At 65.4% G+C, this 23,361-nt stretch carries 22 protein-coding genes and 1 tRNA gene; 9 read left to right on the forward strand and 14 right to left on the reverse strand.

Features of this window, described 5'->3' with window-relative positions; all coding sequences use genetic code 11:
• Positions 1-56 precede the first annotated feature (56 nt).
• From ccmI to GE253_RS02335, 8 genes are all read right to left on the reverse strand, one after another.
• Complete coding sequence (gene ccmI, locus GE253_RS02300; RefSeq protein ID WP_153202492.1) at positions 57-1,490, reverse strand: c-type cytochrome biogenesis protein CcmI; 1,434 nt, start codon at positions 1,488-1,490, stop codon at positions 57-59.
• On the reverse strand, positions 1,487-2,011 hold the full coding sequence (locus GE253_RS02305) for a cytochrome c-type biogenesis protein (RefSeq protein WP_247878433.1): 525 nt from the start codon (positions 2,009-2,011) through the stop codon (positions 1,487-1,489). Before GE253_RS02305 ends, ccmI begins: the two co-directional genes overlap by 4 nt.
• A 65-nt stretch (positions 2,012-2,076) precedes the next feature.
• A complete protein-coding gene (locus GE253_RS02310; RefSeq protein ID WP_153202494.1) occupies positions 2,077-2,619 on the reverse strand; it encodes a DsbE family thiol:disulfide interchange protein in 543 nt (180 codons plus the stop codon).
• Positions 2,620-2,634: 15 nt separating this feature from the next.
• Complete coding sequence (locus tag GE253_RS02315; protein WP_153202495.1) at positions 2,635-4,623, reverse strand: heme lyase CcmF/NrfE family subunit; 1,989 nt, start codon at positions 4,621-4,623, stop codon at positions 2,635-2,637.
• Between the two features lie 109 nt (positions 4,624-4,732).
• On the reverse strand, positions 4,733-5,206 hold the full coding sequence (gene ccmE, locus GE253_RS02320; RefSeq protein ID WP_153202833.1) for a cytochrome c maturation protein CcmE: 474 nt from the start codon (positions 5,204-5,206) through the stop codon (positions 4,733-4,735).
• A 2-nt stretch (positions 5,207-5,208) separates the two neighbouring features.
• Complete coding sequence (ccmD, locus tag GE253_RS02325; RefSeq protein WP_247878434.1) at positions 5,209-5,508, reverse strand: heme exporter protein CcmD; 300 nt, start codon at positions 5,506-5,508, stop codon at positions 5,209-5,211.
• Positions 5,509-5,521: 13 nt separating this feature from the next.
• Entirely contained in the window at positions 5,522-6,247 is a 726-nt protein-coding gene (locus GE253_RS02330) for a heme ABC transporter permease (RefSeq protein WP_153202835.1), read from the reverse strand.
• A 90-nt stretch (positions 6,248-6,337) separates the two neighbouring features.
• Positions 6,338-7,165 (reverse strand): ComF family protein, encoded by an 828-nt coding sequence (locus GE253_RS02335; protein ID WP_247878435.1) that lies wholly within the window; start codon positions 7,163-7,165, stop codon positions 6,338-6,340.
• Positions 7,166-7,217: 52 nt separating this feature from the next.
• Between GE253_RS02335 and GE253_RS02340 the strand changes: the two genes are divergently transcribed.
• From GE253_RS02340 to GE253_RS02350, 3 genes are all read left to right on the forward strand, one after another.
• Positions 7,218-8,144 carry a methyltransferase domain-containing protein gene (locus tag GE253_RS02340; protein WP_153202496.1) on the forward strand — a complete coding sequence of 309 codons (927 nt, stop codon included), beginning with the start codon at positions 7,218-7,220 and terminating at the stop codon, positions 8,142-8,144.
• A gap of 138 nt (positions 8,145-8,282) precedes the next feature.
• Positions 8,283-8,489, forward strand: coding sequence for a hypothetical protein (locus GE253_RS02345; RefSeq protein ID WP_153202497.1), 207 nt, complete (start codon positions 8,283-8,285; stop codon positions 8,487-8,489).
• 126 nt (positions 8,490-8,615) lie between these two features.
• Positions 8,616-8,692, forward strand: a tRNA-Arg gene (locus tag GE253_RS02350).
• A gap of 227 nt (positions 8,693-8,919) precedes the next feature.
• Here GE253_RS02350 and GE253_RS02355 read toward each other — a convergent pair.
• Positions 8,920-10,122 carry a HAMP domain-containing sensor histidine kinase gene (locus GE253_RS02355; protein ID WP_153202498.1) on the reverse strand — a complete coding sequence of 401 codons (1,203 nt, stop codon included), beginning with the start codon at positions 10,120-10,122 and terminating at the stop codon, positions 8,920-8,922.
• Between the two features lie 652 nt (positions 10,123-10,774).
• On the opposite strand from GE253_RS02355, the gene GE253_RS02360 reads away from it, so the two are divergent.
• On the forward strand, positions 10,775-11,542 hold the full coding sequence (locus GE253_RS02360; RefSeq protein ID WP_153202499.1) for a methyltransferase domain-containing protein: 768 nt from the start codon (positions 10,775-10,777) through the stop codon (positions 11,540-11,542).
• Between the two features lie 147 nt (positions 11,543-11,689).
• Here the strand turns inward: GE253_RS02360 and GE253_RS02365 are convergent, their stop codons facing one another.
• From GE253_RS02365 to GE253_RS02380, 4 genes are all read right to left on the reverse strand, one after another.
• Positions 11,690-12,103: a tellurite resistance TerB family protein gene (locus GE253_RS02365; protein WP_153202500.1), complete on the reverse strand. Its 414-nt coding sequence runs from the start codon at positions 12,101-12,103 to the stop codon at positions 11,690-11,692.
• Between the two features lie 109 nt (positions 12,104-12,212).
• A complete protein-coding gene (locus tag GE253_RS02370; protein WP_153202501.1) occupies positions 12,213-14,738 on the reverse strand; it encodes an ATP-binding protein in 2,526 nt (841 codons plus the stop codon).
• Between the two features lie 131 nt (positions 14,739-14,869).
• Positions 14,870-15,286, reverse strand: a complete 417-nt coding sequence (gene irrA / locus GE253_RS02375; protein ID WP_153202837.1) for an iron response transcriptional regulator IrrA — start codon at positions 15,284-15,286, stop codon at positions 14,870-14,872.
• 255 nt (positions 15,287-15,541) lie between these two features.
• Entirely contained in the window at positions 15,542-15,970 is a 429-nt protein-coding gene (locus tag GE253_RS02380) for a YccF domain-containing protein (RefSeq protein WP_153202502.1), read from the reverse strand.
• 202 nt (positions 15,971-16,172) lie between these two features.
• On the opposite strand from GE253_RS02380, the gene GE253_RS02385 reads away from it, so the two are divergent.
• Positions 16,173-16,412 (forward strand): hypothetical protein, encoded by a 240-nt coding sequence (locus tag GE253_RS02385; protein ID WP_153202503.1) that lies wholly within the window; start codon positions 16,173-16,175, stop codon positions 16,410-16,412.
• 209 nt (positions 16,413-16,621) lie between these two features.
• On the opposite strand, the gene GE253_RS02390 is transcribed toward GE253_RS02385, so the two are convergent.
• A complete protein-coding gene (locus tag GE253_RS02390) occupies positions 16,622-17,644 on the reverse strand; it encodes an NAD(P)/FAD-dependent oxidoreductase (RefSeq protein ID WP_153202504.1) in 1,023 nt (340 codons plus the stop codon).
• A 176-nt stretch (positions 17,645-17,820) separates the two neighbouring features.
• Here GE253_RS02390 and tsaE point away from each other — a divergent pair, with 176 nt between their 5' ends.
• From tsaE to addB, 4 genes are all read left to right on the forward strand, one after another.
• Positions 17,821-18,279, forward strand: a complete 459-nt coding sequence (gene tsaE, locus GE253_RS02395; protein ID WP_153202505.1) for a tRNA (adenosine(37)-N6)-threonylcarbamoyltransferase complex ATPase subunit type 1 TsaE — start codon at positions 17,821-17,823, stop codon at positions 18,277-18,279.
• Positions 18,279-19,301 carry a phosphotransferase gene (locus tag GE253_RS02400; RefSeq protein ID WP_153202506.1) on the forward strand — a complete coding sequence of 341 codons (1,023 nt, stop codon included), beginning with the start codon at positions 18,279-18,281 and terminating at the stop codon, positions 19,299-19,301. The genes tsaE and GE253_RS02400 overlap by 1 nt, the downstream gene beginning before the upstream one ends.
• Before the next feature lie 14 nt (positions 19,302-19,315).
• Positions 19,316-20,056, forward strand: a complete 741-nt coding sequence (locus GE253_RS02405; protein WP_153202507.1) for a nucleotidyltransferase family protein — start codon at positions 19,316-19,318, stop codon at positions 20,054-20,056.
• Positions 20,057-20,345: 289 nt separating this feature from the next.
• On the forward strand, positions 20,346-23,321 hold the full coding sequence (gene addB / locus GE253_RS02410; RefSeq protein ID WP_153202508.1) for a double-strand break repair protein AddB: 2,976 nt from the start codon (positions 20,346-20,348) through the stop codon (positions 23,319-23,321).
• The last annotated feature ends 40 nt before the right edge of the window (positions 23,322-23,361 follow it).

Consider the following 23,361-nt stretch of genomic DNA (forward strand, 5'->3'; position numbering starts at 1 on the left):
GGCAGTGTGGGTGAAAAGCAGGGGAACAGGCAAGCTGGGCGTGTGCCCGCTATCCCCTACTTGCCCAGCGCATCCAGCCGGCGCTGCAGTTCCGGGCGTTCCGGGGCATCGGCGGGCAGGCTGCTCACCAGCTTCTGCCAGTAATCGCGCGCCTTGGCCGTATCACCCTGGTTGGCCGCCTGCTGGCCCAGATAATAGAGCGCCTGCGGGTTCTGCGGCTGCAACGCCAGCACCTTTGCCATCGCCGCCAGGAATTCCGGCGTGGCCTTTCCATCGGCCGTGTCCGGGGCCAGCAGGCGGGACAGGTCCAGCCAGGCCTGAACCCGACCGGGATCGGCCTTCACCGCCCCGCGCAGGGCATCGCGGGCGGCATCCAGATTGCCCTGAACCTCCCGCGCGCGGGCCAGCCGCAGCCAGCCATCCACATCGCCGGGATTGTCCTTCAGCTTGGCTTCCAGCCCATCGACCATGGAATTGATGGTGGCCTGCTGATCCTCCGCCGACAGGCCGGCCATGGCCTGCATCTGCTCCGCCGACAAGGCCGGGGCCGCACCGCCCCCTGCACCAGCGCCACCCCCCTGCATCGGCCCGCGGGGGGCCTGCGGGTTGGCCGGTGGCTTGGGCTTGGGCGTGATGGTCGCCGGGTCCAGGCCGACGGAAACCGCTGCCTGCTGAATCTGCTGCATCAGCAGCGGCAGCCAGGGGGCGTCGGCCGGGCTGTCGCCCACCAGGGCCGTCCAGCGGTCCAGCGCGCCCTTGATGTCGCCGGCCTGCTGGCGGGCCACACCCAGATAATAGCGGGCGCGCGGATTGTTGGGATCGGCCTTCACCACTTCGTCGAACAGGCGATGCGCCTCCTCCCCGACAATGCCGTCGGCGGCACTGGTCAGGGTCTCGGCCAAAGCACTCATCAATTCCGGGTCGCCCTGTGACAAGCCCAGCGCCCGGCGATAGGCCAGGGCAGCATCATCGATCCGGCCCATGGCGGCATAGGTCTGGCCCAGCAGGGTCCAGCCGGCCTGATCATTGGGGTTTTCCTGCAGCGTTTTTTCCAGGCTGGCCACGGCTTCCAGCACCTTTTCCGGCACCGCCCGCCCCTTGGGCCGTTCGGCGAAAATCTGTGCCGGCATATTGGGATGGCCGGTGGGCAGATAGATGCCCAGCGCCACCACGGGCATGGCCAGGGTCAAGGCCAGCGCCAGCTTGCGGCTGGGCTTGATGGCCTGGGTGGCAACAGCTTCCAGCTTATCCGCCTCCGCCGCCGCGGACAGCAGGCGGCGGCCGATCTCCGCGCGGGCCAGCTTGGCCTGATCGGGCGTCAGCACACCGCGCGCCAGATCGCGCTCCACCTCTGCCACCTGCTGGGCATAGACGCCGCGGGCGAAGCTGGCCGCCTCCCCCACATCGCCGCTGGGGCGCAGCAGGGCGCGCACAAGCGGCAACAGCGCCAGCGCCGTCAGCGCCGCCGCGACAATCCAGAAACCAATCATGCCCCAGGCCCCCGCTTTTCCGCTGTCCCATCCAGCAGGGCCTGCAGCCGTGCCTCCTCATCATCACTCAAGGGGATGCCCGCCGATGCCTCCACCTCCTGCCGGCGACGGCGGAGATAGAGGGCGGTGCCCAGCCCCGCGATCAGCAGCACGGCAAACGGCCCCGCCCACAAAACCAGCGTGTAGCTTTTCAGCGGCGGGCGCAGCAGCACGAAATCCCCGTACCGGTCGGTGACATAGGCCAGCACCTGATCATTGCTGTCGCCCGCCACCAGCCGTTCGCGCACCAGCACCCGCAGGTCGCGCGCCAGATCGGCATTGCTGTCATCGATGGACTGGTTCTGGCAGACCAGACAGCGCAGTTCCTTGGAAATTTCCCGCGCGCGCGCCTCCATCGCCGGATCGGCCAGCTTTTCATCCGGCAACACCGCAAAGGCAGGGGCGGAGAGCAGGGAGATCAGGGCGAGCACAGCGAGCCAGGCCGCCGACCGGCGGCCCGCGCCACGTGGCGCGTAAGCCAAGGGCGCGGATGCGCCCGCCCGGCGCTTGAGGGAACAGAAAAAGCTAAGGGAACAGAAAAACTTCTTCATTTCGCCAGCTCCCGCAGCATCGGCAGGATCACGTTTTCCACATCCTGGGGCATCAGCGGGCCGACATGGCGGTACCGGATGCGTCCGGCCTTGTCGATCACATAGGTTTCCGGCACGCCATAGACGCCGAAATTGATGCCGACCCGGCCATCCTTATCAGCGCCAACGCTGGTATAGGGGTTGCCCAGCATATTGAGGAAGGCCTGCGCCGCCTCGGGCTTGTCCTTGTAGTTCAGGCCCCGGATGACAATCCCTTCCTCCCGCGCCAGCCGCACCAGCAGCGGATGTTCCACCCGGCAGGGGGCGCACCAACTGGCAAAGACATTGACCAGTTGCACCTTGCCCGTCAGGTCAGTGCTGGCCAGCCCCGGCCCGCCATCGATGCCAGCCAGATCGAACACCGGCACCGGCTTGTCGATCATGGTGGAAGGCAGCTTGGACGGGTCATGCGTCAAGCCGATGGCGAAATAGGCCAGCAGCACCAGGAAGATGGTGAAGGGCAGCAGCAGCAGCAGACGATGCTTGGTAACAGGCGACATGGTGCGGCCAGGCCCTTATTCGGCGGGTTGCATGGTGGGGGGAACCGGGTTGGCGCGGCGCTGCGGCACGCCGACGCGCAAGCGCCGGTCGGACAAAGACAACAACCCGCCCAGCACCATCACCACCGACCCCAGCCAGATCCACGGCACCAGCGGATGGTGATAGAGGCGCACCACCCAGCCCTTGCCATCCGGGCTGGGTTCGCCCAGCACGGCATAGAGATCAGACACCAAGGTGGTGTGGATGGCGGCTTCCGTCGTCTGCATCCGCGCCACCGGGTACCAGCGGCGTTCCGGCGTCAGGGTGGCGATCACGCGGCCATCCACCCGCACGGTGAAGAAACCCATTTCGGTGGTGTAGTTCGGGCCCTTGTCCGGTGCCACCTTATCCAGCGTCAGTTCGTACCCGGCGACCGTGGCCTTGTCTCCCAGCGCCATCACCCGCACATCCTCCGTCAGCCAGAAGGAGGTGCCGACCATGCCGGCAATGGCAATGCCCATCCCGGCATGGGCCACCGACGTGCCCCAGGCCCCGCGCGGCAGGCCGCCGGCGCGCGACAGGCTGTCGGAAAGCGGGATGCGGAACAGCTTCACCCGGTCGGCAATCTCCCACAGCGCCCCGGCAAAGGCCCAGGCGGCCAACCCGATGCCCACCAGGGCCATCACCGGCTTCACCCCATGCGCCCACAGGGCCACCATCACCGCCGCCACGGTGACGATGCCCGCCACCCAGAGCCGGCCCATGATGCCGGCCAGATCGGCCCGCTTCCACGGCAGGAACGGCCCCACCGCCATGGCCAGCACCAGCGGCACGGCCAGGAAGGGCACGATGGTGTTGAAATAGGGGGCGCCAACGGAAATCTTGTGGCCGAACACATCCAGCACCAGCGGCATCAGCGTGCCGATCAGCACCACAGCGGTGGAAACCGACAGCAGCAGATTGTTCAGCACCAAGGCCCCTTCCCGGCTGATCGGCGCGAACAGGCCGCCCACCTTCAGCGTGTGCGCCCGCAGGGCGAACAGCAGCAAGCCACCGCCCGTGGCCAACCCCAGCAGGGCCAGGATGGCGACACCGCGACGCGGATCAACCGCGAAAGCATGGACGGAGGTCAGCACGCCCGAGCGCACCAGGAACGTACCCATCAGGGAGAGCGAGAAGGTGAGCACTGCCAGCAGGATGGTCCAGGTTTTCAGCGAGTCGCGCTTTTCCACCACAATGGCGGAATGCAGCAGTGCCGTACCGGCCAGCCAGGGCATCAGGGAGGCGTTTTCCACCGGGTCCCAGAACCACCAGCCACCCCAGCCCAATTCGTAATAGGCCCACCAGGAACCCATGGCGATGCCCAGCGTCAGCGACGACCAGGCCACCAGCGTCCAGGGCCGCACCCAGCGCCCCCAGGCGGGATCAACCCGGCCTTCGATCAAGGCCCCCACGGCGAAGCTGAACGCGACGGAAAAGCCGACATAGCCCAGATAAAGGAAGGGCGGATGGAAGGCCAGACCCGGATCCTGCAGCAGCGGGTTCAGATCATTGCCATCCGGCGGGGCCGGCATGATGCGGATGAACGGGTTGCTGGTGGCGAGAATGAAAAGCAGGAAACCCACGCCGATCAGCCCCTGCACGCCCAGCACCCGGGCCTTCAAGGTCGGCGGGATATTGCGCCCAAAGGCCGCCACCGCCGCCCCGAACAGCGACAGCATGAAGATCCAGAGCAGCATGGAGCCTTCATGATTGCCCCAGACGCCGGCCACCTTATAGAGCATCGGTTTCTGACTGTGGCTGTTCTCCACCACATTCAGCACCGAGAAATCGGAGACGACATAGGCCCACATCAAGGCCAGGAAGGCGAGCGTGATCAGGCCCAACTGGCCATAGGCGGCCATGCGCCCCGCCTCCATCCAGGCGACATTGCGCCGGGCCGCCCCCGCAAAGGGCAGCGTCCCCTGAATGATGGCCAGCAGCAGCGCCAGCACCAGCGCATAATGACCGATCTCGGGGATCATGGGACGCTTCTCTCTTCTGGAAAGGGCTTTGACCGGGGCCGGTCTGTCATCAGACCGACCCGTCGATGGAAAGATTCAGAACGGGAATGCCGCCATTGGCGACATTACCTCAAACGCCACCATTGCCGGCGGCAGGCTTGCTGCCCGGTGCCTCCGGCCGGAACTGGCCGGATTTCTTCAAGGCGTCAGCCACTTCCTTGGGCATGTAATTTTCATCATGCTTGGCCAGGATTTCGCGGGCCTGGAACACGCCATCGGGACGCATCCGCCCTTCGGCCAGCACGCCCTGGCCTTCGCGGAACAGGTCCGGCAGGGCCCCGCTGAAGGTGACGCGCACGGTGGCGGCATGGTCGGCAATGACGAAATCCGTGGTGATGCCATCGCCTTGCTTGGAAACGGAACCCGCCTCCACCAGCCCGCCAACGCGGATCAGCCGGTCGCCCGGCGGCTTGGCCTGCAGGTCCGACGGCGAGAAGAAATAGGCCACATTCTCCTCAAACGCCGAGAGGGTCAGCGCGGTGGCGGTGCCCAGGCCCAGCATGGCGATGCCCAGCAGGTAAAGCCGGCGCTTCTTGCGCGTCATCATCATTCGCCTCCACCAGCATCAGCGTCGGTAGCATCATTCTGGCCGCCCTTGCCGCGACCACCGGTCATGGGCAGCATGGCAGCCCCTTCCCCGCCATCACCCCCCGCCGCATCCGCCTTACGGCGGCGACGGCGCGGGTTCGCCGCCTCCAGTGCGGCCAGGGTGCGTTCGCGCGACCGCAGGCCGGCCACGCTGGCCACCAGCAGCACCAGCAGCAGCAGCAGGGCCAGCCCATAGCTGCTCCACACATAGGGGGCATAGCCCCCCATCGCCAGAAACTCTTTCATCGTCTGAGACATGGTCCGCCGTCACTCACCCCTGGGCCGATGCGCGGGCCATGCGCAACGTCTGTATCTTGGCATCGGCCAGTTCCGCCCGCATCCGCAGGATGACCACGGCCACGAAATAGGTCTGGAAGGCCAGCGCCATCAGCAACAGCGGCCACAGCATGTCCGGGTGGATGGTGGGCCCGCCCATGCGGAACACGCTGGCCGGTTGGTGCAAGGTATTCCACCAATCCACGGAAAATTTGATAATCGGCACATTCACCGCCCCCACCAGCAGCAGGATGCTGCCGGCCCGGTTGGCGCGCACGGGATCATCAAAGGCATTCACCAGGGCCATGAAACCCAGATAAAGGAAGAACAGGATCAGCACGCTGGTCAACCGCGCATCCCACACCCACCAGGTGCCCCACATCGGTTCCCCCCACAGGCTGCCGGTGACAAGGCACAGCAGGGTGAAGCCAGCCCCGATGGGCGCGGCGGCGCGGGCATAAACCTCCGCCAGCGGGTGGCGCCAGACCAGGGCACAGGCGGCCGCCACGGCCATGCTGGAATAGGTGAACATGCTCATCCAGGCGGCGGGCACATGGATATACATGATGCGCACCGTGTCCCCCTGCTGATAATCGCCGGGGCTGTTGAACAAGGCCAGCCAGAGGCCGGCAATGAACAGCCCCACGGACAGCAGGGCCGCCCAGGGCAGAATGATGGTGGCCAGGCGCAGGAAGCGGGCAGGATTGGCGAAGCGATGCATGATGGCCCTATGTAGCATGGGCGACGGTGTTTTCACACTGGCCCACAAATGCCCTGCGTTGATTTGATCCAGGACAATTTGGGCAGCACATCACGGGTCTTCAATGGGGTCCAGCCGAACCGGCTTTGGCACCCGCGCCAGGGTCAGTACATCCACGCCGCACGCCCCCGCCCGGTGCAGCACGCGGGCACATTCCCCCGCCGTGGCCCCGGTGGTCAGCACATCATCCACCAGCAATATCCTGGCACCCTTGACGCGGTCGGCATGGCGTGGATGGGGGGCGAAGGCCCCTGCGACATTGCGCGCACGGCCCTTGGCCGTCAGCCCACCCTGGCTGGGTGTGGCGCGGCGGCGAACCAGCAGGTCGGGCACGACGGGTTTCCCCGCTATCTTTCCCAGATGCAGCGCCAGCAGGGCCGACTGGTTGTAACGCCGGCGCAGCAGCCGCCAGCGATGCAGCGGTACGGCGGCAATCACATCGCACTCCGCCAGCAAGGCCGCGCCTGACCGCGCCATCCAGCGGGCAAAGCCGGGGGCGGCATCGGTACGGTCGCCATGCTTGAAGCCCAGGATCAGCGGCCGGCTGGCATCATCATAGGAGAGCACGGCGCGGGCCCGGCCAAATTGCGGCGGTGCGGCGATGCAGGCCCCGCAGAGGGCCGAAGCCCCGGCATCATAATCAAATGGCAGACCGCAGCAGGCGCAGAAGGGCGCATCAATGAAATGCATCGCCGTCCAGCAGGCGGGGCACAAGGTGCCGGGCGTGCCCACCCTGTCCCCACAGCCCAGACAGCGCGGCGGCAACAGCAAATCCAAGGCCGACCGCAGAAAAGCCTGCAGCGGCCCCCGCCAACCCTGAAGCGTTTCAACAATCTGGTTCATCCCGCCATGGTAGCATCGGGCACGATACATCGCCATGCACACATTCGCGCGGTTGCCAAGGACGGCGCATCGGGATATGGCAAGGGGCATGAGCGACGCCGACACGATGCAGGTCTTCGACCGCCAGCTGGTCCGCCGTCACCGCGACCGCGCGGCGGCGACCATCGCCGACCATGATTTCCTGCTGCGGGAGGTGGGCAGCCGCCTGGCCGAGCGGCTGGAACTGATCCGCCGCAGCTTCCCGCGCGTGCTGGATCTGGGGTGCCATGGCGGGGAAATGGCCGGGCTGCTGCAGGGGCTGTCCGGCATCCAGACTATTTTTCAAGCCGACCTGTCCCCCCGCATGGCCGGCGTGGCCGGTGCCGCCAATGGAACGGCTGTGCTGGCAGCGGATGAAGAACTATTGCCCTTCGCCCCCGGCAGCTTTGACATGGTGGTATCCAACCTGTCGCTGCATTGGGTGAATGACCTGCCGGGCAGCCTGATCCAGGCGCGCCAGGCCCTGCGGCCCGATGGGCTGTTCCTGGCCGCCATGTTCGGCGGCGACACGCTGTTTGAACTGCGCCGCGCCCTGATGGAGGCGGAAAGCGAAGTTCTGGGTGGGGTCAGCCCCCGCATCAGCCCGATGGCGGGCTTGCGCGATGCTGCCGGCCTGTTGCAACGGGCCGGCTTTGCCCTGCCGGTGGCGGATATGGATACGCTGACCGTCTCCTATGCCAACCCGTTCCGCCTGTTGTCGGACCTGCGCGGCATGGGGGAAACCAATGCCGGTCTGGCCCGCCTGCGCCGCCCCATGCCCAGCGCCCTGCTGGCACGCGCCATGGAACGCTATGTGGAGCTGTTCGCCGAAGAGGATGGCAGCGTACCCGCCACCTTCCAGGTGATTTTCCTGGCTGGCTGGGCCCCCGACGCCAGCGTGCAGCAACAGCCGGCCAAGCGCGGCAGCGCCAGCCACCGGCTGGCCGAGGTGCTGAGCGAGATCGGGCAAGGCCAGCCGCCCGCCAAGCCACATTAATTAATAGAAGGGGGACCATGCCCCCTGGTCATGGACGCCCCGGCGTGGGAAGCCATCACCCCCGGAAATCGCTTTGTTGTTGTCCGCCCCCATGCTTAAAGACGTGGCAGAATGACGTTTAACGGGGTTTACAGGCCGATGGACAGCGCGGATGAGGATATTGTTGACCGGTTGCGGCGCCGCGCCGCCCGGGCGCGCGACCGCTATCCGGATGATGCCGATGATCCAACGACCCTGGTGGGCGGTCTGATCGCGGATTACGAGGCCGCTGCTGGCGAGATTCAGCGGATGCGCGACGCGCTGAAGGATCTGTCGCGTCAGGCCTTGCGGGTGATGTTGGGCTGATCTTTCGGGGGGAAAGGCCGGTGAGCGCACTTTCCCCCCGAAAGCGTGAGAAAAATATTTGCAAGCCGGTTTCAATGCGCTATGGTCCGCGCCGCCCGCCCAGGAAGCCTGGTCGATGGCCGGCATGGACCCGTAGCTCAGCTGGATAGAGCGCTGCCCTCCGAAGGCAGAGGCCGATGGTTCGAATCCATTCGGGTCCGCCAATTTCCCCAATGATTTTGCTGACTTAGCGCGCTGTTGGAATTTTTGGTGTCACCACGGTGGCAGCAAAAATGTTGGGGCCAACCGGGTCGTTTTTTTGCGTTCTGTCCCTGATTCTCAGCAGCGGACCGATGCCCCCTCAGCCCCGAGTCACCCTTGTTGCGGTTCAAAACAGTCCCAGGGTCCGGGACATGATCCTGGGCATCAGGCACTAAAGCCGCGCCGGGATTCAGGCCGACAGGCGTTTTTCCACCAGATTGACCGGCACCGACACTGTTTCAGCGGCTGGCACCGGCAATGGCTGATAGTCCGGGGATTGGCTGGGGAAGCGGGCCAGGAACAGGGTTCCGCCCTCCGCCGGCCGGCTGACGGTCAGGCTGCCCCCCAGCCGCTGCGTCACCTGGCAATAAGCCAGATAAAGCCCCAGCCCGCTGCCGCCCTGGGCCCGTCTTGTGGTGAAGAAGGGTTCGAAAATATGTGGTATGGCTTCGGGCTGGATGCCCAGCCCGTTATCCGCCACCCGTAATTCCACCCAACCCTCATTATCCTGGCCCAGGGAAATCACGATCTCTCCCGACCGCCCTTCCGGGAAGGCGTGGGTGATGGAATTGACCAGCAGATTGGTCACCAGTTGCGCCACCGCATCGGGGTAAAGATCGACGGTCAGCTGGGTTGCCCCGGTCAGGCTGATCTTGTGCGGTGCCTTGCGGGTCTGCGGTCGCAGGCTGATCATCACCTCTTCGATATAGCTGACAAGATCGAAGCGCCGCCGGTCCTGCCGGGTACGGTCAACCGCCACATGCTTGAAGCTTTCGATCAGGCGGGCGGCGCGCTCCATGTTGGATTGCAGGATTCGCGCGACCAGCGCCGTGGCTTCGATATAATCCTGCATATGTTCCCGCCGCAGGGTGGCCTTGGTCAGTTCTTCCTGGATACGCCGCGTCTCCTGTACCAACCGGGAGGACACAGAAAGGGCGTTGCCCACCGGTGTTGCCACCTCATGCGCTATGCCAGCCACCAGCCGCCCCAGCGAGGCCATCTTTTCCGCCTGGATCAGTTCATCCTGGGTGCCACGCAGGCAGGCCAGCGCCTCTTCCACCTGTCGGCGCGCCTCCCGCTCCCCTTGCATCACCTGGCGCAGAGTGGCCATCATCCGGACCAACAATACGGACAGGCCGACACCCATCAGGGCGGTCAGCGCCAGCCCCGGTCCGGCATGGAGCAGAGAGAGCATCAGCCCAGTCCCGGCCAGAATGCCAGGCAGCAAGCGCAAGCCCCCATAACGGAGGATCAGCAGGGCAAAACCGGTGGGCAGCCAGATCATCAGCAATGCCAACTCTGCCGGCGGCGAAACCGTCCGCCCCAGCCATCCCATCGCCCCATAGGCCAGGAGAAGCAGGAGATTAAGCGACAGCAGGCGCAGTTTCCGCACGAGTCAGCCCCCCATTGGCCGGTCGGTCCCACGCGCGTGAATGTCCGACATTTGACTAATAGTTTAGACAAACCGGCGAATAATGAAAGCCTGTGTGCGTTACCGTTTATTCATTTCTTGCCATGTGGCGTGCTGTCTTAACCGGTATCATACCAAACCGTTACCTTTGTCGGGCATCATGTTGCGCAAATGTGACGCCTGGGGCAAATGCACCAGCGGGCTGTCGGTTGCCTCTGGCGGCGTACATCGTTTCGCGTATTGTCCGTTTTGCCTTGTGGCGGGCGATCGACGCCACAACAGGATGGAACCCCGGGCGTGTCTCGCCGATCCGGGGATGATCATCTGAAGCCGGCGTGCCAGGCACAGCCGGCTTTTTCTTTTTCGCTATTATACCAATCTCCCTTGACCGTGACCGATCCAGGGAGATTTTGCGTTCCCCGCAGTCGCCGGGCGGGCGCGTCTGCGCCCTTGGCTTGCGCACCATATGGCGCGGGCCGGCGATCGCCGGCCTCCAACCCGCCTCAAGGTCAGCCTTGAGGCGGGTTGGTATTATTTTGTTGGCGGCGGCTTTTGTGAAGCCCTGCTTTGCCTGCGAGCGGATTCGCGCCAAAAGGTGATTTCACCTTTTGGCGATCCGCTCTAAGATCGGGGAATGTATAGCGATGTCCTCGACCTGCGTGATTTCTACCAGGGCAGCACCGGCCAGATGGTGCGCCGGTTGATCCGCCGCCGTATCCGCGCCCTGTGGCCTGATGTTAACGGCCTGCGGGTTTTGGGTATCGGCTACGCTACCCCCTATCTCGGCATGTTCAAGGAAGAGGCTGAACGGGTGATGGCGGTGATGCCAGCTAGCCAGGGCGTCATCGGCTGGCCGCCGGCGGGACCGGGCCGGGTGACCCTGGCGGATGAGGCCGAACTCCCCTTCCCGGATATGAGCATTGACCGGGTGCTGTTGATCCACGGGCTGGAATGTACCGAGGAATTGCGGCCTTTGATGCGGGAGCTCTGGCGTATCCTGGCCGGGGGCGGACGGTTGATCACCGTGGCACCCAACCGGCGCGGCATCTGGGCCCGTTCTGACCGCACGCCCTTCGGCATGGGCAGCCCGTTCTCCCCCTCGCAGTTGAAGCGGACCCTGCAAGCCAATATGTTTGTGCCGGAGCGGGAGGATTACGCCCTGTTCCTGCCCCCCACCGAATCGCGTTTCCTGCTCGCCAGCGCCGGCGCGGTGGAAGAATTGGGGCGCCGCTGGTTCCGCGCCTTTGCTGGTGTGCATATGATTGAGGCATCCAAGCAGATTTATGCCAGCGCCGCCCGTGCCAAGCAGAAAGAACGCCACCGCCTGCTTTCCCCTGCTGCCCAACCTGTCTTCGGCCGTCTGGTGGTTCAGCGAAGCGAAGTAAACAAGGAAGAGGAATGAGCGGCCGCTGGCCCGCGGACACGGGCGCAGCAGCAAGCCAAGGCGACGAATGCCACCCGCCCTAGAGCCGGGTGCGTTTAACCGGAAACGCACCCGGCTCTAACTCCTTGTTCAGCGAGCGGATTCACGCTCCAAAGCGATTCCGCTCTAAGCGCCCGGTGCCGCCGTATGGCGGGCGCGGGCACCACGTTCAAGGGCGGCGGCGGTCAGCCGGTCCACCTCCAGCCGATGGCGCAGCATTTCCAGCATCCGCAATTCCTCCTGGCTGGCTGTGCGGTCGGACGCCACCACCTCGCAGGCCAGCATATAGGCCGTTTCCCGCAGCGGCTTGCTCAGGGCCTGCCGGATAGCGTCGATGGTGTGATCCAGCCCGTCGGCACCGGCCAGAAACTCGGTACATTCGCGCGCTACCGTGGGCAGATGATCCGCTGCAAACCCCCGGAAAGCGGGCAGGGAGCGTACATTCTCCCCGATGGTCATCAGTTCAGCATCCGTCATGTCACCATCGGCGGCCGAGGCCAGAACCATGGCGTAGATAAGCGCGCGGCAATGATCGATCATGCTGTTTTCCCTGCGATGGTACAAAACCTGAAATGGACAGCGGCCCCTGCACCTTGCCGCCCCGGTTTCCCTGATGCCAGCCGCCAGGGGGACTACCCCTTACGGCCTGTCACCGCATCGGCAGGGGAAGCGGCAGGCCGGTGCCGGCTTCTGTCCAGACGATCCGGGCGGGCGGCAGGTTGACGGTGACGGTGGTGCCTTCGCCAAACACGCTGTCAATGGTCAGCCGCCCCCCATGCAGCTCCGTCAACCCCTTGGACAGGGTCAGCCCCAGCCCGGTGCCGGGGTTGGAGCGGGCATAGACATTATCGACCTGATGGAAGGGCACGAAGACCTTGGCCAGATCGTCGGGCTTGATGCCGATACCTGTGTCGCTGACTGCCACACTGACGCCCCGCGCCGGGTCCACCCCGGCGACCAGTTTCACCGTACCGCCGGGGGCGGTGAATTTCACGGCGTTGGAGAGCAGGTTCAGCACAATCTGCTTGAACTTCACATCATCCACCAGGATGGGCGGCATCCCGTCGGCCACCTGCACCACCAGATTAAGGCGGCGTTCCATGGCGCGGGCGCGCACAATGCGCTCACAGCCACGCACCAGTTCTTCCACCCCGCAGATGCGCTCCCGCAGTTCCACCCGCCCCGCCTCCATCTTGGAGACATCCAGGATATCATTGATCAGGGTCAGCAGATGGCGGCCCGACGCGATGATATCGCCGGCATAGGCGGATGTGGCCATAGGCTTGCCCACCGCCTCCGCACTTTGCAGCTCACTTTCCAGCACCTCGGCGAAACCGATAATGGCGTTCAGCGGGGTACGCAGCTCATGGCTCATATTGGCCAGGAATTCCGTCTTGGTGCGGCTGCCCAGTTCGGCCTGCGCCTTGGCCTGTTCCAGCTGTTCGGCCGCCCGCCGGCTGGAAATGGTCAGGGAGGCCAGCTGCACCGCCCGGCGCGCCCGTTCCATCTCCCAGTCCTTGGGTTCCCGCACCTGCCGGCCATAGATGGCGAAGGCGCCCAGCGCCTCCCCCTCCGCCGTCAGAATCGGCAGCGACCAGCAGGAGCACAACCCATGGGGCAGGACGATATCCTTGAATCTGGCCCAGCGCGGATCGTTTTCCACATCAGTAACGATGACGGGCACGCGGCGATAGATGGCGGTGCCGCAGGAACCCACCTCCGGACCGATGGCGACCCCCTCATAGGCAACCGCGATCTCCGCCGGCATGTTGGGTGCGGCCGCCACCGTTACATGCAGCCCGTCTTCGCGCAGCAGCAAAACTGAACAGAGCGCATCATCCAGCTGCTGTTCCATACCCCGGCACAGAGCCACCAGTATCTCCTCCAGCGGGGCGCTGGCGGCCGCCATCTCCAGAATGCCGCGTTCCACCGTCAATTGCCGCTCCATGCGGCGGCGTTCGCGGTTTTCTGTCTGCAGCTGGCGGGCATTTTCCTTGAACACGGCCACCGCCGCCGCCATGGCGCGCAATTCGCGGCTGAACAGCTTTTCCGGCAGCGGGGCCGACAGGTCGCCGCCCGCCACCGCGCGCATGGCACTGGTCATCTTCTGAATGGGCAGCAGCACACGCCGGCGGATCAGATGCATGGCAACGATCAGGGCCAGCAGAGCCAGCACCAGTTCGCCCCCGTTCAGCCAAAGCCGCTGGCGGGCGGCGGCCTTCGCAGCAGTCGTGGCTTCCGTCGCAGCACTGATGGCAGCGGCGATCAGGTCACCGGATACGTTCAGCACGCTGGTGCCTGTACGCATCAGTTCCGGCAGGCGCACCCGTTCTGCCGCCGCCCCCTCTTTTTTGGCCGCCGCGTCGAGAATGGCACGCCGCAGCGGAATATAACGCTGGAACAGGGCAGTCTCCGTCTGGCCGACGGTCAGACGCACCGGGTCTGGCAGGACAACACCGTTGGTCGCCTCCCGCAGATTGCGCCAGGAAAGCTCCAACCCGGCAAGCAGACTGGTGGCCAGGTCCGGATCGGTCGCCACCCCCAGCATGGTCAACCGATAGAGCATCCCCATATCGGCACCGACGGCCTGGCGCAGCTTGATGGCTTCACGGGCCAGCATCTCCGCGGCACCGGCCGTACCGCCCACCGACAGGGATGGGCGATTGATCTCCCGCAGCAAGGTCAACAGGGCCGCCGACTGGCTCTGTGTTGCATCCTGCCACTCCGTCAGCGACAGCGGATTGTCCCGTTCCGCCGCATCCCCCTCACCGGACAAGCGGCGCTCCATGCGGGGGCGTACCTCCCGCAGCCGGGTAGTGGCAACCCGAAGGGAGGCCACATCCTCCCCCAGGGATTCTTCCACATGTACCCGACGCAGTTCATCCAGCGCCGCTTCCACCGCCATATCCGACTCGTGGCGGTGCCGGGCAATCTGCTGGCGCAGATCCGGTTGGGGTACATCCACCACATGGGACGATTCCAGCAACAGATTAACCAGCCCGGCTTCAATCGCATGGGCACGGGCGGCCACCAGCAAATGCTGACTGACCTGTTTCAGTCCCGCAATCTCCCGCGCGGCAGCATAGTCCCGCCAGCCGGCCCGCAGATCGACGGCCGTTCCGGCAAGCTGAACGCCCGCCAGCATGGCAAGGCCGCCCATCAGGACTTTCCGCATGAAGTCTCCCGCCCCGGCCGGCGCCGGTGAGGTTCAATGATGAACCACACTCTACGTTTCGGGGTAACGCTCCGCAATGATGCAGGCGGCATCGACGCCAGGGCAATGCCACTTACAGCGCCAAAAACAGATCAATCAACGTCGGTGAGCCGGATGATGACATCGATCCGGGCGATACGCGCACCGGCGGGCAGATCGGGAATGCCGGCCACCTGCAACTGACGTCCGCAAATATCCCGCAACTGGCCGCTGCCTTCATGAAAAAAATGGTGGTGGTCGTCGATATTCGTATCGAAATAGGCGCGTCCGGCCTCCACCACCACCTCCCGCAGCAAACCGGCCTCGCGGAACTGGTTCAGCGTATTATAGACCGTGGCCAGGGAGACCTGCATCTGCGCCTCCAGCGCCTCCCCGTGCAGCTGCTCGGCCGTGACATGGCGGTGACCAGCATCAAACAGCAGCTTGGCCAGGGCCAAGCGCTGACGCGTTGGTCGCAGCCCGGCACCCACCAGACGGGTCGCCGTGGCAGCACAGCAGCGTTCGGTCATTTTCGTGCAAATATCGTCGGGCGGATCGAAAGGCGTAGTCATATCTGCCATGCGGTGGGGGTGGGCCGATTCATGGACACTCTGTGATGGCCGTCATTTGGCGTAGAAGCGTGCCCTTGGCAAGGGGGCGTACGATCCCGTGCATCAGCCGTGCATCGCCGGGCCCCACCCACCGGGCGACGATGTTGACGGGGTGCGGGGCCGGCGGTCGCCGGCCGCCACCGGGTATCGGCCCGGCTCCTTGATCTGATAGCCTTACCGCCGCCCATACATGGCGTCGGCCACTTCGCGGTCAACAATGGTCTTGCCGACGGGGGCCAGCGCCAGCCCGGCAAATTTGAAATGCTGGAAGCCGAAGGGAATGCCGATGATGGTCAGGCAGAAACCCAACCCCAGCAGCAGATGCCCCAATGCCAGCCAGATGCCGGCGAAGATGAACCAGATGATATTGCCGATGGCGCCCAGCGCCCCTGTGCCCAAATCCTCCCGCCCCGTCAGGTCGGCCCGGTCCACCGCAACCCGGCCAAAGGGCCAGAGCATGAAGATACCGATATTCACCGCCGCCCGCGCCCAGGGGATGCCGACAATGGTGATGACCATGAACAGCGCCGCTGTCAGCCAGCCCAGTGCCGCGGCAAAGCCGAACAGGAACACCCACAGCACGTTCAGCAACAGGTTAATCATCACCGCTTTCCTTGCTTGATCAGGGACATGGCCATCATGCCTGATATCGGGGCTGAAGAAACGGCCAATGCGACGCCCCGGCAAAGGACCACCGCCTGCGTTCCCCAGCAATGCGCCAGGCGCGGGGTCGCCTATCCTATCGGCGCGATTGACGGGAAGCCGGGTTGGCCGTATCTTATCCACAGCCCCAGTGAGGTGTGTGATGGCGATCAGCGGCATTTCTACATATGCGTCCCAAGCGGTATCCCAAAGCCCGACCGTCCGTTCCACGGACGGTGGCAGCCGGGTGCAGGCTGTGGGTGCCGTCCAGCAGGACAATAGCAGCAACCCGGCGGAAGAAAGCCGGGAGAGCGTGCAGAACACCGCTCCCACGGATAATGAACGGCAGGAGGCTGTGCAGTCCGGCCGCACCCGTGGCAGCTTCGTGAACATCACCGCCTGATCATAGGCAATAAAACCGGACAGGTACGGCGTTTCAAGGCCCGATCCCAAAGACCAAAAGCCCGCGCAGGGAATGCCCCGCGCGGGCTTTTTTACCAACGGCCATCACTGATGACCGTTGGTAATGCTGCGACCGCCGCCGCGCGGCCCGTGCCGTGTGCCCGAGGGCGCGGAGGCGCCCACCGGCGATTTGAGGGGCAGTAAACAGTGTCAGGCCCCCGGCTTGCCCTTGCTGGTGGAATATTCAAAATGCAGGGCCACATCCGGGTGAACCAACGGATGGATGGCATGGGCGGCCATCGCCGCTTCGGCGAAACCGCACAGGATCAGCTTCAGCTTGCCGGGATAGTTGGCGATATCGCCGACGGCATGGATGCCGGGGGCTGATGTCGCCAGCGTGCGCTGGTCCACGGCGATATGGCCCTTTTCCATCTCCAGGCCCCAATCGGCGATCGGGCCCAGATTCATCGCCAGCCCGAAGAAGGGCAGCAGCACATCGGCGTCCAGCACCTTTTCCTTATCGTCCAGGTCGGCCACCTTCACGCCGGTCAGCTTGCCCTCCACCCCTTCCAGCCCGGAAAGCTGATAGGGCACCACCAGTTCGATCTTGCCCGACGCGATCAGCGCATCCATGCGCGACACACTTTCAGGTGCTGCGCGGAATTTCGGGCGGCGATGCACCACCATCACCTTTTCTGCCACTTCCGACAGGGAATTGGCCCAGTCCACCGCGCTGTCGCCGCCGCCGGCAATCACCACGCGCTTGCCGGCATAATCGGCCCGGCGCTTCACCATGTAGAAGACACCGGAACCTTCATACTGTTCCAACCCGTCCAGCGGCGGCTTGTTGGGGCCAAAGGCACCCACACCGGCGGCGATGATCACCGCCTTGGCTTCAATCAACGTGCCCTTGTCGGTGCCGACCAGCCAGCCCTCGCCTTCACGGGTCAGGGTGGTGACCTGCTGGCCCAGATGGTAGGTGGGGTTGAAGGGGGCGGCCTGTTCAGCCAACCGGTCGATCAGGTCGGCCCCGTCGATGGAGGGGTGGGCCGGAATGTCATAGATCGGCTTTTCCGGGTACAAAGCCGTGCATTGCCCGCCCAGCATATCCAGCGCGTCCACCACATGGGTACGCATCTTCAACATGCCGCATTCAAACACGGCGAACAGGCCGACAGGCCCGGCGCCAATGATGACGACATCGGTGGAATGGCGATTCTGGGTATCGGACATGGGCGTAAACTTTCCGGCAACCGGTGAATGATCGCCGGTTTAGGTGCCCCGTTTCCCCCAGCTTGGCAAGCCCCGCATTGTCTGGATGGCAAACGGAACCAGCCATTCCAAAGCGTCATGAAGTTGGGATAGACTCCCATTCAACACGCAATCCGTTTGGTTCATTTGCAGGCCCCATGACCAGCCTTGTTTTCGATCTTGCCGATGAAGATGCCACGGCGGCCCTGGCCGCAACCGTGGCCGGGTGGCTGCGCGGCGGCGATGTGCTGGCCCTGCGGGGTGATCTGGGGGCCGGCAAAACCGCCTTCTGCCGGGCGCTGATCCGCCATCTGGCCGATAACCCGGAAGAGGAGGTGCCCAGCCCCACCTTCACCCTGGTACAGCAGTACGATCACCTTTCCCCCCCGCTCTGGCATTTTGACCTGTACCGGCTGACCGACCCGGCGGAGGTGGTGGAACTGGGTTGGGAGGAGGCGGTGCAGGATTGTGCCCTGGTGGAATGGCCGGACCGGCTGGGCCGTCTGCTGCCGGCCGACCGGCTGGATATTGACATCAATATCACCGGTCCGACCAGCCGCCGGGCCGTGCTGACCGGGCGGGGCCGCTGGGAAGGCCGGCTGGCGGGGATGGCGTGATGCGCGAAAGCCAGATCAAGACCTTGCTGGCGGGCGCCGGCTGGGGCGGGGCGGTACGCCTTCCCATGGGGGCCGACTGGTCCACCCGCCGTTATGAACGGCTGACCCGGCAGGGTGCGGCACCGCCCAGCGCCATCCTGATGGATGCGGAAGGCGTCGGGGCAGCACAGGTGCCGCCCTTCATGCAGGTTTGTGCCTTGCTGCGGGAATGCGGCCTGTCCGCCCCGGAGCCCTATGCCGCCGCCGCCGACCAGGGCCTGCTGCTGCTGGAAGATTATGGCGATGACAGTTTTGCCCGGCTGCTGGAAGGCGGGGCCGATCCCGGACCGCTCTACCGGCTGGCCACCGATGTGCTGATCCATTTGCATGATCGTTTCCGCCTGGATCAGCCGGGGGCGGCGGGCCTGCCCCGCTATGATCTGGCCCTGTTCAGCGCCCAGGTTCGCCTGTTCGGCGATGCCTATTTCCAGGCCGCCGGCCAGCCGTTGGGGGACGTAGCGCGTGCCGCCCTGGATGCGGCGTGGCAGGTGGTGCTGGAAAGCGTGCTGGGCCTGCTGCCGGTCAGTCTGCTGCTGCGCGATTACCATCCCGGCAATCTGATGCTGCTGCCGGCCCGCGAGGGCGTGCAGGCCTGCGGCTTGCTGGATGTACAGGATGCCGGCATCGGCCCGGTCAGCTATGACCTGCTCTCCCTGCTGGAAGATGCAAGGCGGGATGTGGCCCCTGATATCCAGGCGGCCATGCGCGCCCGTTACCTGAATGCCCGGTCGGGGGTTGAATCCGATGCGTTCAACGCCAGCTATGCCGTGATGGGGGCGATGCGCCATGCGCGCATTCTGGGCCGGGTGGCCCAGCTTTGCGCCCAGGGTGGCAGCCGTAAACAACTGGCCTTTCTGGCCCGCGTCTGGGGCCAGTTCGCCCATGCCATCCGCCACCCGTTATTGGCTCCGGTGGCGGATTTTGTCGCCAGCCACCTGCCCGCTGACGGGGCGGTCGGGCATATTCTGGATCAGGCCGCGTAAAGGGAGTTTCTTTCATGGAGTTCATGCCGAAGCGGGCCATGGTGCTGGCCGCCGGATTGGGAATGCGGATGCGGCCGATCACCCTGACCACGCCGAAACCGCTGGTCGCGGTCGGTGGCAAGCCGATGCTGGACCATGCGCTGGACCGGCTGGCCGATGCTGGCGTGGAAGAGGCGGTGGTGAATGCCCATTGGCTGGCCGATAAGATCGCCGACCATCTGGCCGCCCGCCGCCAGCCCGCCCCCCGCATCACCCTGTCGCGGGAAGCCGACGTGCTGGAAACCGGCGGCGGTGTGCGCCATGCCCTGCCTCTGCTGGGCGACGAGCCGTTTTTCACCATCAATGCCGATATTGTCTGGCTGGATGGGCCGGTGCCCGCGCTGAAGCGGCTGGCCCAGGCCTGGGACGCCGACAAGATGGATTGCCTGCTGCTGGTGACACCCACGGCCACCGCCGTCGGCTATCACGGGCGCGGCGATTACCACATGGACCCGGATGGCGTGCTGACCAGCCGCGTGGAGGGGGAGGTCAGCCCCTTCGTGATGGCCGGCATCGCCATCATGAAGCCAGACCTGTTCGCGGACCGCCCCGATGGGGCCTTCAGCCAGAGCCTGATCTGGCGGGAGGTGGAGGCGGCAGGCCGGCTGTACGGTGTGCGCCATGATGGCAACTGGTACCATGTCGGCACCCCCGATGCCGTTCCCCTGGTAGACGCGCATCTGCGCGAACCGCTGGGGCGGGAGGTGGTGCCGTAAGGGGAGGGCATTCCGCGCGATCTCAAACGTTGCTTCTGCTTCAGCGCCGTCATTCTTCTCGCTTCAACCGTTATTCCTGCCCTTTCAACCGTCATTCCCGCGAAGGCGGGAACCCATACGACGCTTCCACCAGAAGTCGGGTGCCGGGAGGCACCGTTGCTTGGATTCCCGCCTTCGCGGGAATGACGGTGGTGAAAGGCGATAACGATGGTTATTGAAGCGGGAAGTGCCGTTGAATGACCGAAATAGCCAGCCTTCCCCTTCACCCGTTTAGCACCCCCCGGTCCCCATGCCCAACGTCTATACCCTTGCCCCCAACCTGCCCTTTGTTGACGCGCTGGCCGCCGGCCTGTGGGCGCGGGTGGGGGGGGACGCGCTGGCGTTGAGCCGGATCACCGTGCTGTTGCCCACCGCGCGTGCTGTGCGGTCGCTGCGGGAGGCGTTTTTGCGCCTGTCGGGCGGGCGGCCCATTCTGTTGCCGCGCATGGCCCCGCTGGGCGATGTCGATAGCGACGAAATCACCCTGATGCTGGACGGGATGAAGGCGGGCGGGCTGGATCTGGCCCCCGCCATCGCCCCGTTGCGCCGGCAATTGCTGCTATCCCGCGCCGTGCTGGCCGCCGGGGACAGTTTCGCCAAGACCAAGGCGCAGGCCGCCCGCCTGGGCCGGGAACTGGCCAAGTTGCTGGATCAGGTGCAGACCGAACAGCTCAGTTTCGACCAGTTGCGCAATCTGGTGCCCGATGATTATGCCGAACATTGGCAGGTCACGCTCTCCTTCCTGTCCATCATCATTGATCAATGGCCGGCGATCCTGGCCGATCTGGGCGTGGTGGACCCCGGCCAGGAACGCAATAACCGGCTGGCGGCCTTCGCCCGCGCGCTGGAACTGAACCCGCCCCCCCATCCGATCATCGCCGCCGGTTCCACCGGCACCATCCCTGCATCGGCGGACCTGCTGGCCACCATTGCAAGGCTGCCGCAAGGCGAAGTGGTGCTGCCCGGCCTGGACCAGGATATCGACGCCGATACCTGGGCAGCCTTGGACGAGGCGCACCCGCAATTCGCCCTGAAACACCTGATCAACCGGCTGGGTATCGCGCGGGAGGAGGTACAGGATTGGCAGGTAGCAGCAAGCGTCCGCCCCGCCTGCCCGCCGGCCCGTATCCGCCTGATCGCAGAGGCCATGCGCCCCGCCGGCACGACGGAGGCCTGGCGCGACCTGCCCGATATCGCCCCCAGCGCCCTGGAACGGCTGCACCGAATCGACGCGACCACCCCGCAGGAGGAGGCGGGCATCATCGCGCTGATCCTGCGGGAAGCGCTGGAAGTGCCGGAAAAGACGGCAGCCCTGGTGACGCCGGATCGCAATCTGGCCCGACGTGTGGCCACCGAACTGGCCCGCTGGGGCATCAAGGTGGATGACAGTGCCGGTCGCCCCCTGGCCCAGACGCCTGTGGGCAGCTTCCTGCGCGTGATTGCCGATCTGGCGGTACAGGGCGCGCCCATCCCGCTGCTGTCGCTGCTGAAACACCCGCTGGCCGGTGGCGGGATGGAAGCCGGTGATTTGCGCCGGCTGGGCCGCCAGTTGGAAAAGGCGGTGCTGCGCGGCCCGCGCCCGCCGGGCGGGCTGGACGGGCTGCGCCAGGCGCTGAACGGGGCCGATCGCCGCCGGCTGGGCAACCCGGCGCTGAAGGCCGATCTGCTGACCCTGGTGGACCGGCTGGAAGAACGGATGGGGGATTTCATCAATGCCGTGCGCGATGGGGAGGAACGCCCCCTGACCGACTGGCTGCACCTGCATGTGGGGGCAGCAGAGGCGATGGCGGCTTTGGAGGCCGAGCCCGGCAATGAGCGGCTGTGGCGCGACAAGGACGGGGAGGCGGCAGCCGCCTTCATCGACGAACTGCGCGATGCCGCCACCGGCTATCCCAGCATGGGCGGGCGCGATTATGCCGGTTTGATGGAGGTGCTGATTTCCGGGCGGCCGGTGCGTCCGGCCTTCGGCCTGCATCCGCGCCTGCATATCCTGGGCCTGATGGAAGCGCGCCTGCAGCAGTTCGATACGGTGATCCTGGCCGGCTTGAATGAGGGGACATGGCCCCCCGCGCCTGCGCCAGACCCCTGGATGTCGCGCCCCATGCGCAGCCGATTCGGCCTGCCGTCGCCGGAACGGCAGGTGGGGCAGGCGGCGCATGATTTCGCCCATGCCTGCGGTGCGCACACGCTTTATCTCTCCCGTTCCGAACGGGTGGACGGCACGCCCACCGTGCCGTCGCGCTGGCTGTTGCGGCTGGATACGGTGCTGGGCAAGGCGGGGCTGCGCGGCTCCATCGGCCATGCGGTGGAGCATTACCGCGCGCTGTATCAAGCGCTCGACCGGCCCGCCCAGGTGAAGCCCTGCCCGGCCCCGGCCCCCTGCCCGCCGCTGGATGCCCGCCCGCGCAAACTGTCCGTCACCCAGATCGAAACCTGGATGCGCGACCCCTATGCCATCTATGCCCGGAAAATCCTGGAGCTGGAGGCGCTGGAGCCGATTGATGCCGACCCCGGTGCGGCAGAACGCGGGGAGATTCTGCACAAGGCGCTGGAAAATTTCATCCGCCGCTATCCGGCGCAACTGCCGGGCAATGCGCGCTCTGAACTGCTGGCCTGCGGGCGGGAGGCGTTTGGCGACCTGCTGGACCAGCCGGGGGTGCAGGCCTTCTGGTGGCCGCGCTTTGAACGGGTGGCCGACTGGTTTTTGGGCGTGGAGGCGGAACGCCGCAAAACCATCCGCCCGCTGGCCATTGAGGTGACGGGCAGCATCCGCCTGACCCCGCCGGGCGGGGATTTCATCCTGACCGCCAAGGCCGACCGTATCGACCGCACGCCCACGGGCGGCGTGGTGCTGCTGGATTACAAGACCGGCCAGCCACCAACGGGCAAGGAGGTGCGGCTGGGCAAGGCGCCGCAATTGCCCTTGGAAGCGCTGATCGCGCGGGAAGGCGGCTTTACGGAGATCGGCGCGGCCCAGGTGGAGGGGCTGGAATTCTGGCGGCTGACCGGCGGCGACCCCGCCGGCATCATCCAGACCCTGAAGGATGAATCCCACGATCTGGCGGATGAGGCCCGCGACGGGCTGTTGGCCTTGATTGAGGCATTCGACGATCCCGCCATGCCCTATCGCAGCCAGCCCCGCCCAAGCTGGGCCCCGCGCTTCACCGATTACGCCCACCTGTCCCGCATCGCCGAATGGTCCGCCGGCGGTGGGGAGGAAGGGTAACACCCAGAGCCATGGATCATGGCTCTGGGTCTTTATCAGT

Source organism: Niveispirillum sp. SYP-B3756, assembly GCF_009495745.1.
Classification (GTDB): domain Bacteria; phylum Pseudomonadota; class Alphaproteobacteria; order Azospirillales; family Azospirillaceae; genus Niveispirillum.

Bases quoted from the DNA above. Each gene is read 5' to 3' on its own strand.
- ccmI (WP_153202492.1), bottom strand. From the start codon at position 1,490: ATGATTGGTTTCTGGATTGTCGCGGCGGCGCTGACGGCGCTGGCGCTG.
- tsaE (WP_153202505.1), top strand. From the start codon at position 17,821: ATGACCAGCCTTGTTTTCGATCTTGCCGATGAAGATGCCACGGCGGCC.
- addB (WP_153202508.1), top strand. From the start codon at position 20,346: ATGCCCAACGTCTATACCCTTGCCCCCAACCTGCCCTTTGTTGACGCG.
- GE253_RS02385 (WP_153202503.1), top strand. From the start codon at position 16,173: ATGGCGATCAGCGGCATTTCTACATATGCGTCCCAAGCGGTATCCCAA.
- GE253_RS02340 (WP_153202496.1), top strand. From the start codon at position 7,218: ATGAGCGACGCCGACACGATGCAGGTCTTCGACCGCCAGCTGGTCCGC.
- GE253_RS02380 (WP_153202502.1), bottom strand. From the start codon at position 15,970: ATGATTAACCTGTTGCTGAACGTGCTGTGGGTGTTCCTGTTCGGCTTT.
- GE253_RS02405 (WP_153202507.1), top strand. From the start codon at position 19,316: ATGGAGTTCATGCCGAAGCGGGCCATGGTGCTGGCCGCCGGATTGGGA.
- GE253_RS02360 (WP_153202499.1), top strand. From the start codon at position 10,775: ATGTATAGCGATGTCCTCGACCTGCGTGATTTCTACCAGGGCAGCACC.
- ccmD (WP_247878434.1), bottom strand. From the start codon at position 5,508: ATGTCTCAGACGATGAAAGAGTTTCTGGCGATGGGGGGCTATGCCCCC.
- GE253_RS02345 (WP_153202497.1), top strand. From the start codon at position 8,283: ATGGACAGCGCGGATGAGGATATTGTTGACCGGTTGCGGCGCCGCGCC.
- GE253_RS02335 (WP_247878435.1), bottom strand. From the start codon at position 7,165: ATGGCGATGTATCGTGCCCGATGCTACCATGGCGGGATGAACCAGATT.
- ccmE (WP_153202833.1), bottom strand. From the start codon at position 5,206: ATGACGCGCAAGAAGCGCCGGCTTTACCTGCTGGGCATCGCCATGCTG.
- GE253_RS02365 (WP_153202500.1), bottom strand. From the start codon at position 12,103: ATGATCGATCATTGCCGCGCGCTTATCTACGCCATGGTTCTGGCCTCG.
- GE253_RS02310 (WP_153202494.1), bottom strand. From the start codon at position 2,619: ATGTCGCCTGTTACCAAGCATCGTCTGCTGCTGCTGCTGCCCTTCACC.
- GE253_RS02370 (WP_153202501.1), bottom strand. From the start codon at position 14,738: ATGCGGAAAGTCCTGATGGGCGGCCTTGCCATGCTGGCGGGCGTTCAG.
- irrA (WP_153202837.1), bottom strand. From the start codon at position 15,286: ATGACCGAACGCTGCTGTGCTGCCACGGCGACCCGTCTGGTGGGTGCC.
- GE253_RS02330 (WP_153202835.1), bottom strand. From the start codon at position 6,247: ATGCATCGCTTCGCCAATCCTGCCCGCTTCCTGCGCCTGGCCACCATC.
- GE253_RS02390 (WP_153202504.1), bottom strand. From the start codon at position 17,644: ATGTCCGATACCCAGAATCGCCATTCCACCGATGTCGTCATCATTGGC.
- GE253_RS02400 (WP_153202506.1), top strand. From the start codon at position 18,279: ATGCGCGAAAGCCAGATCAAGACCTTGCTGGCGGGCGCCGGCTGGGGC.
- GE253_RS02315 (WP_153202495.1), bottom strand. From the start codon at position 4,623: ATGATCCCCGAGATCGGTCATTATGCGCTGGTGCTGGCGCTGCTGCTG.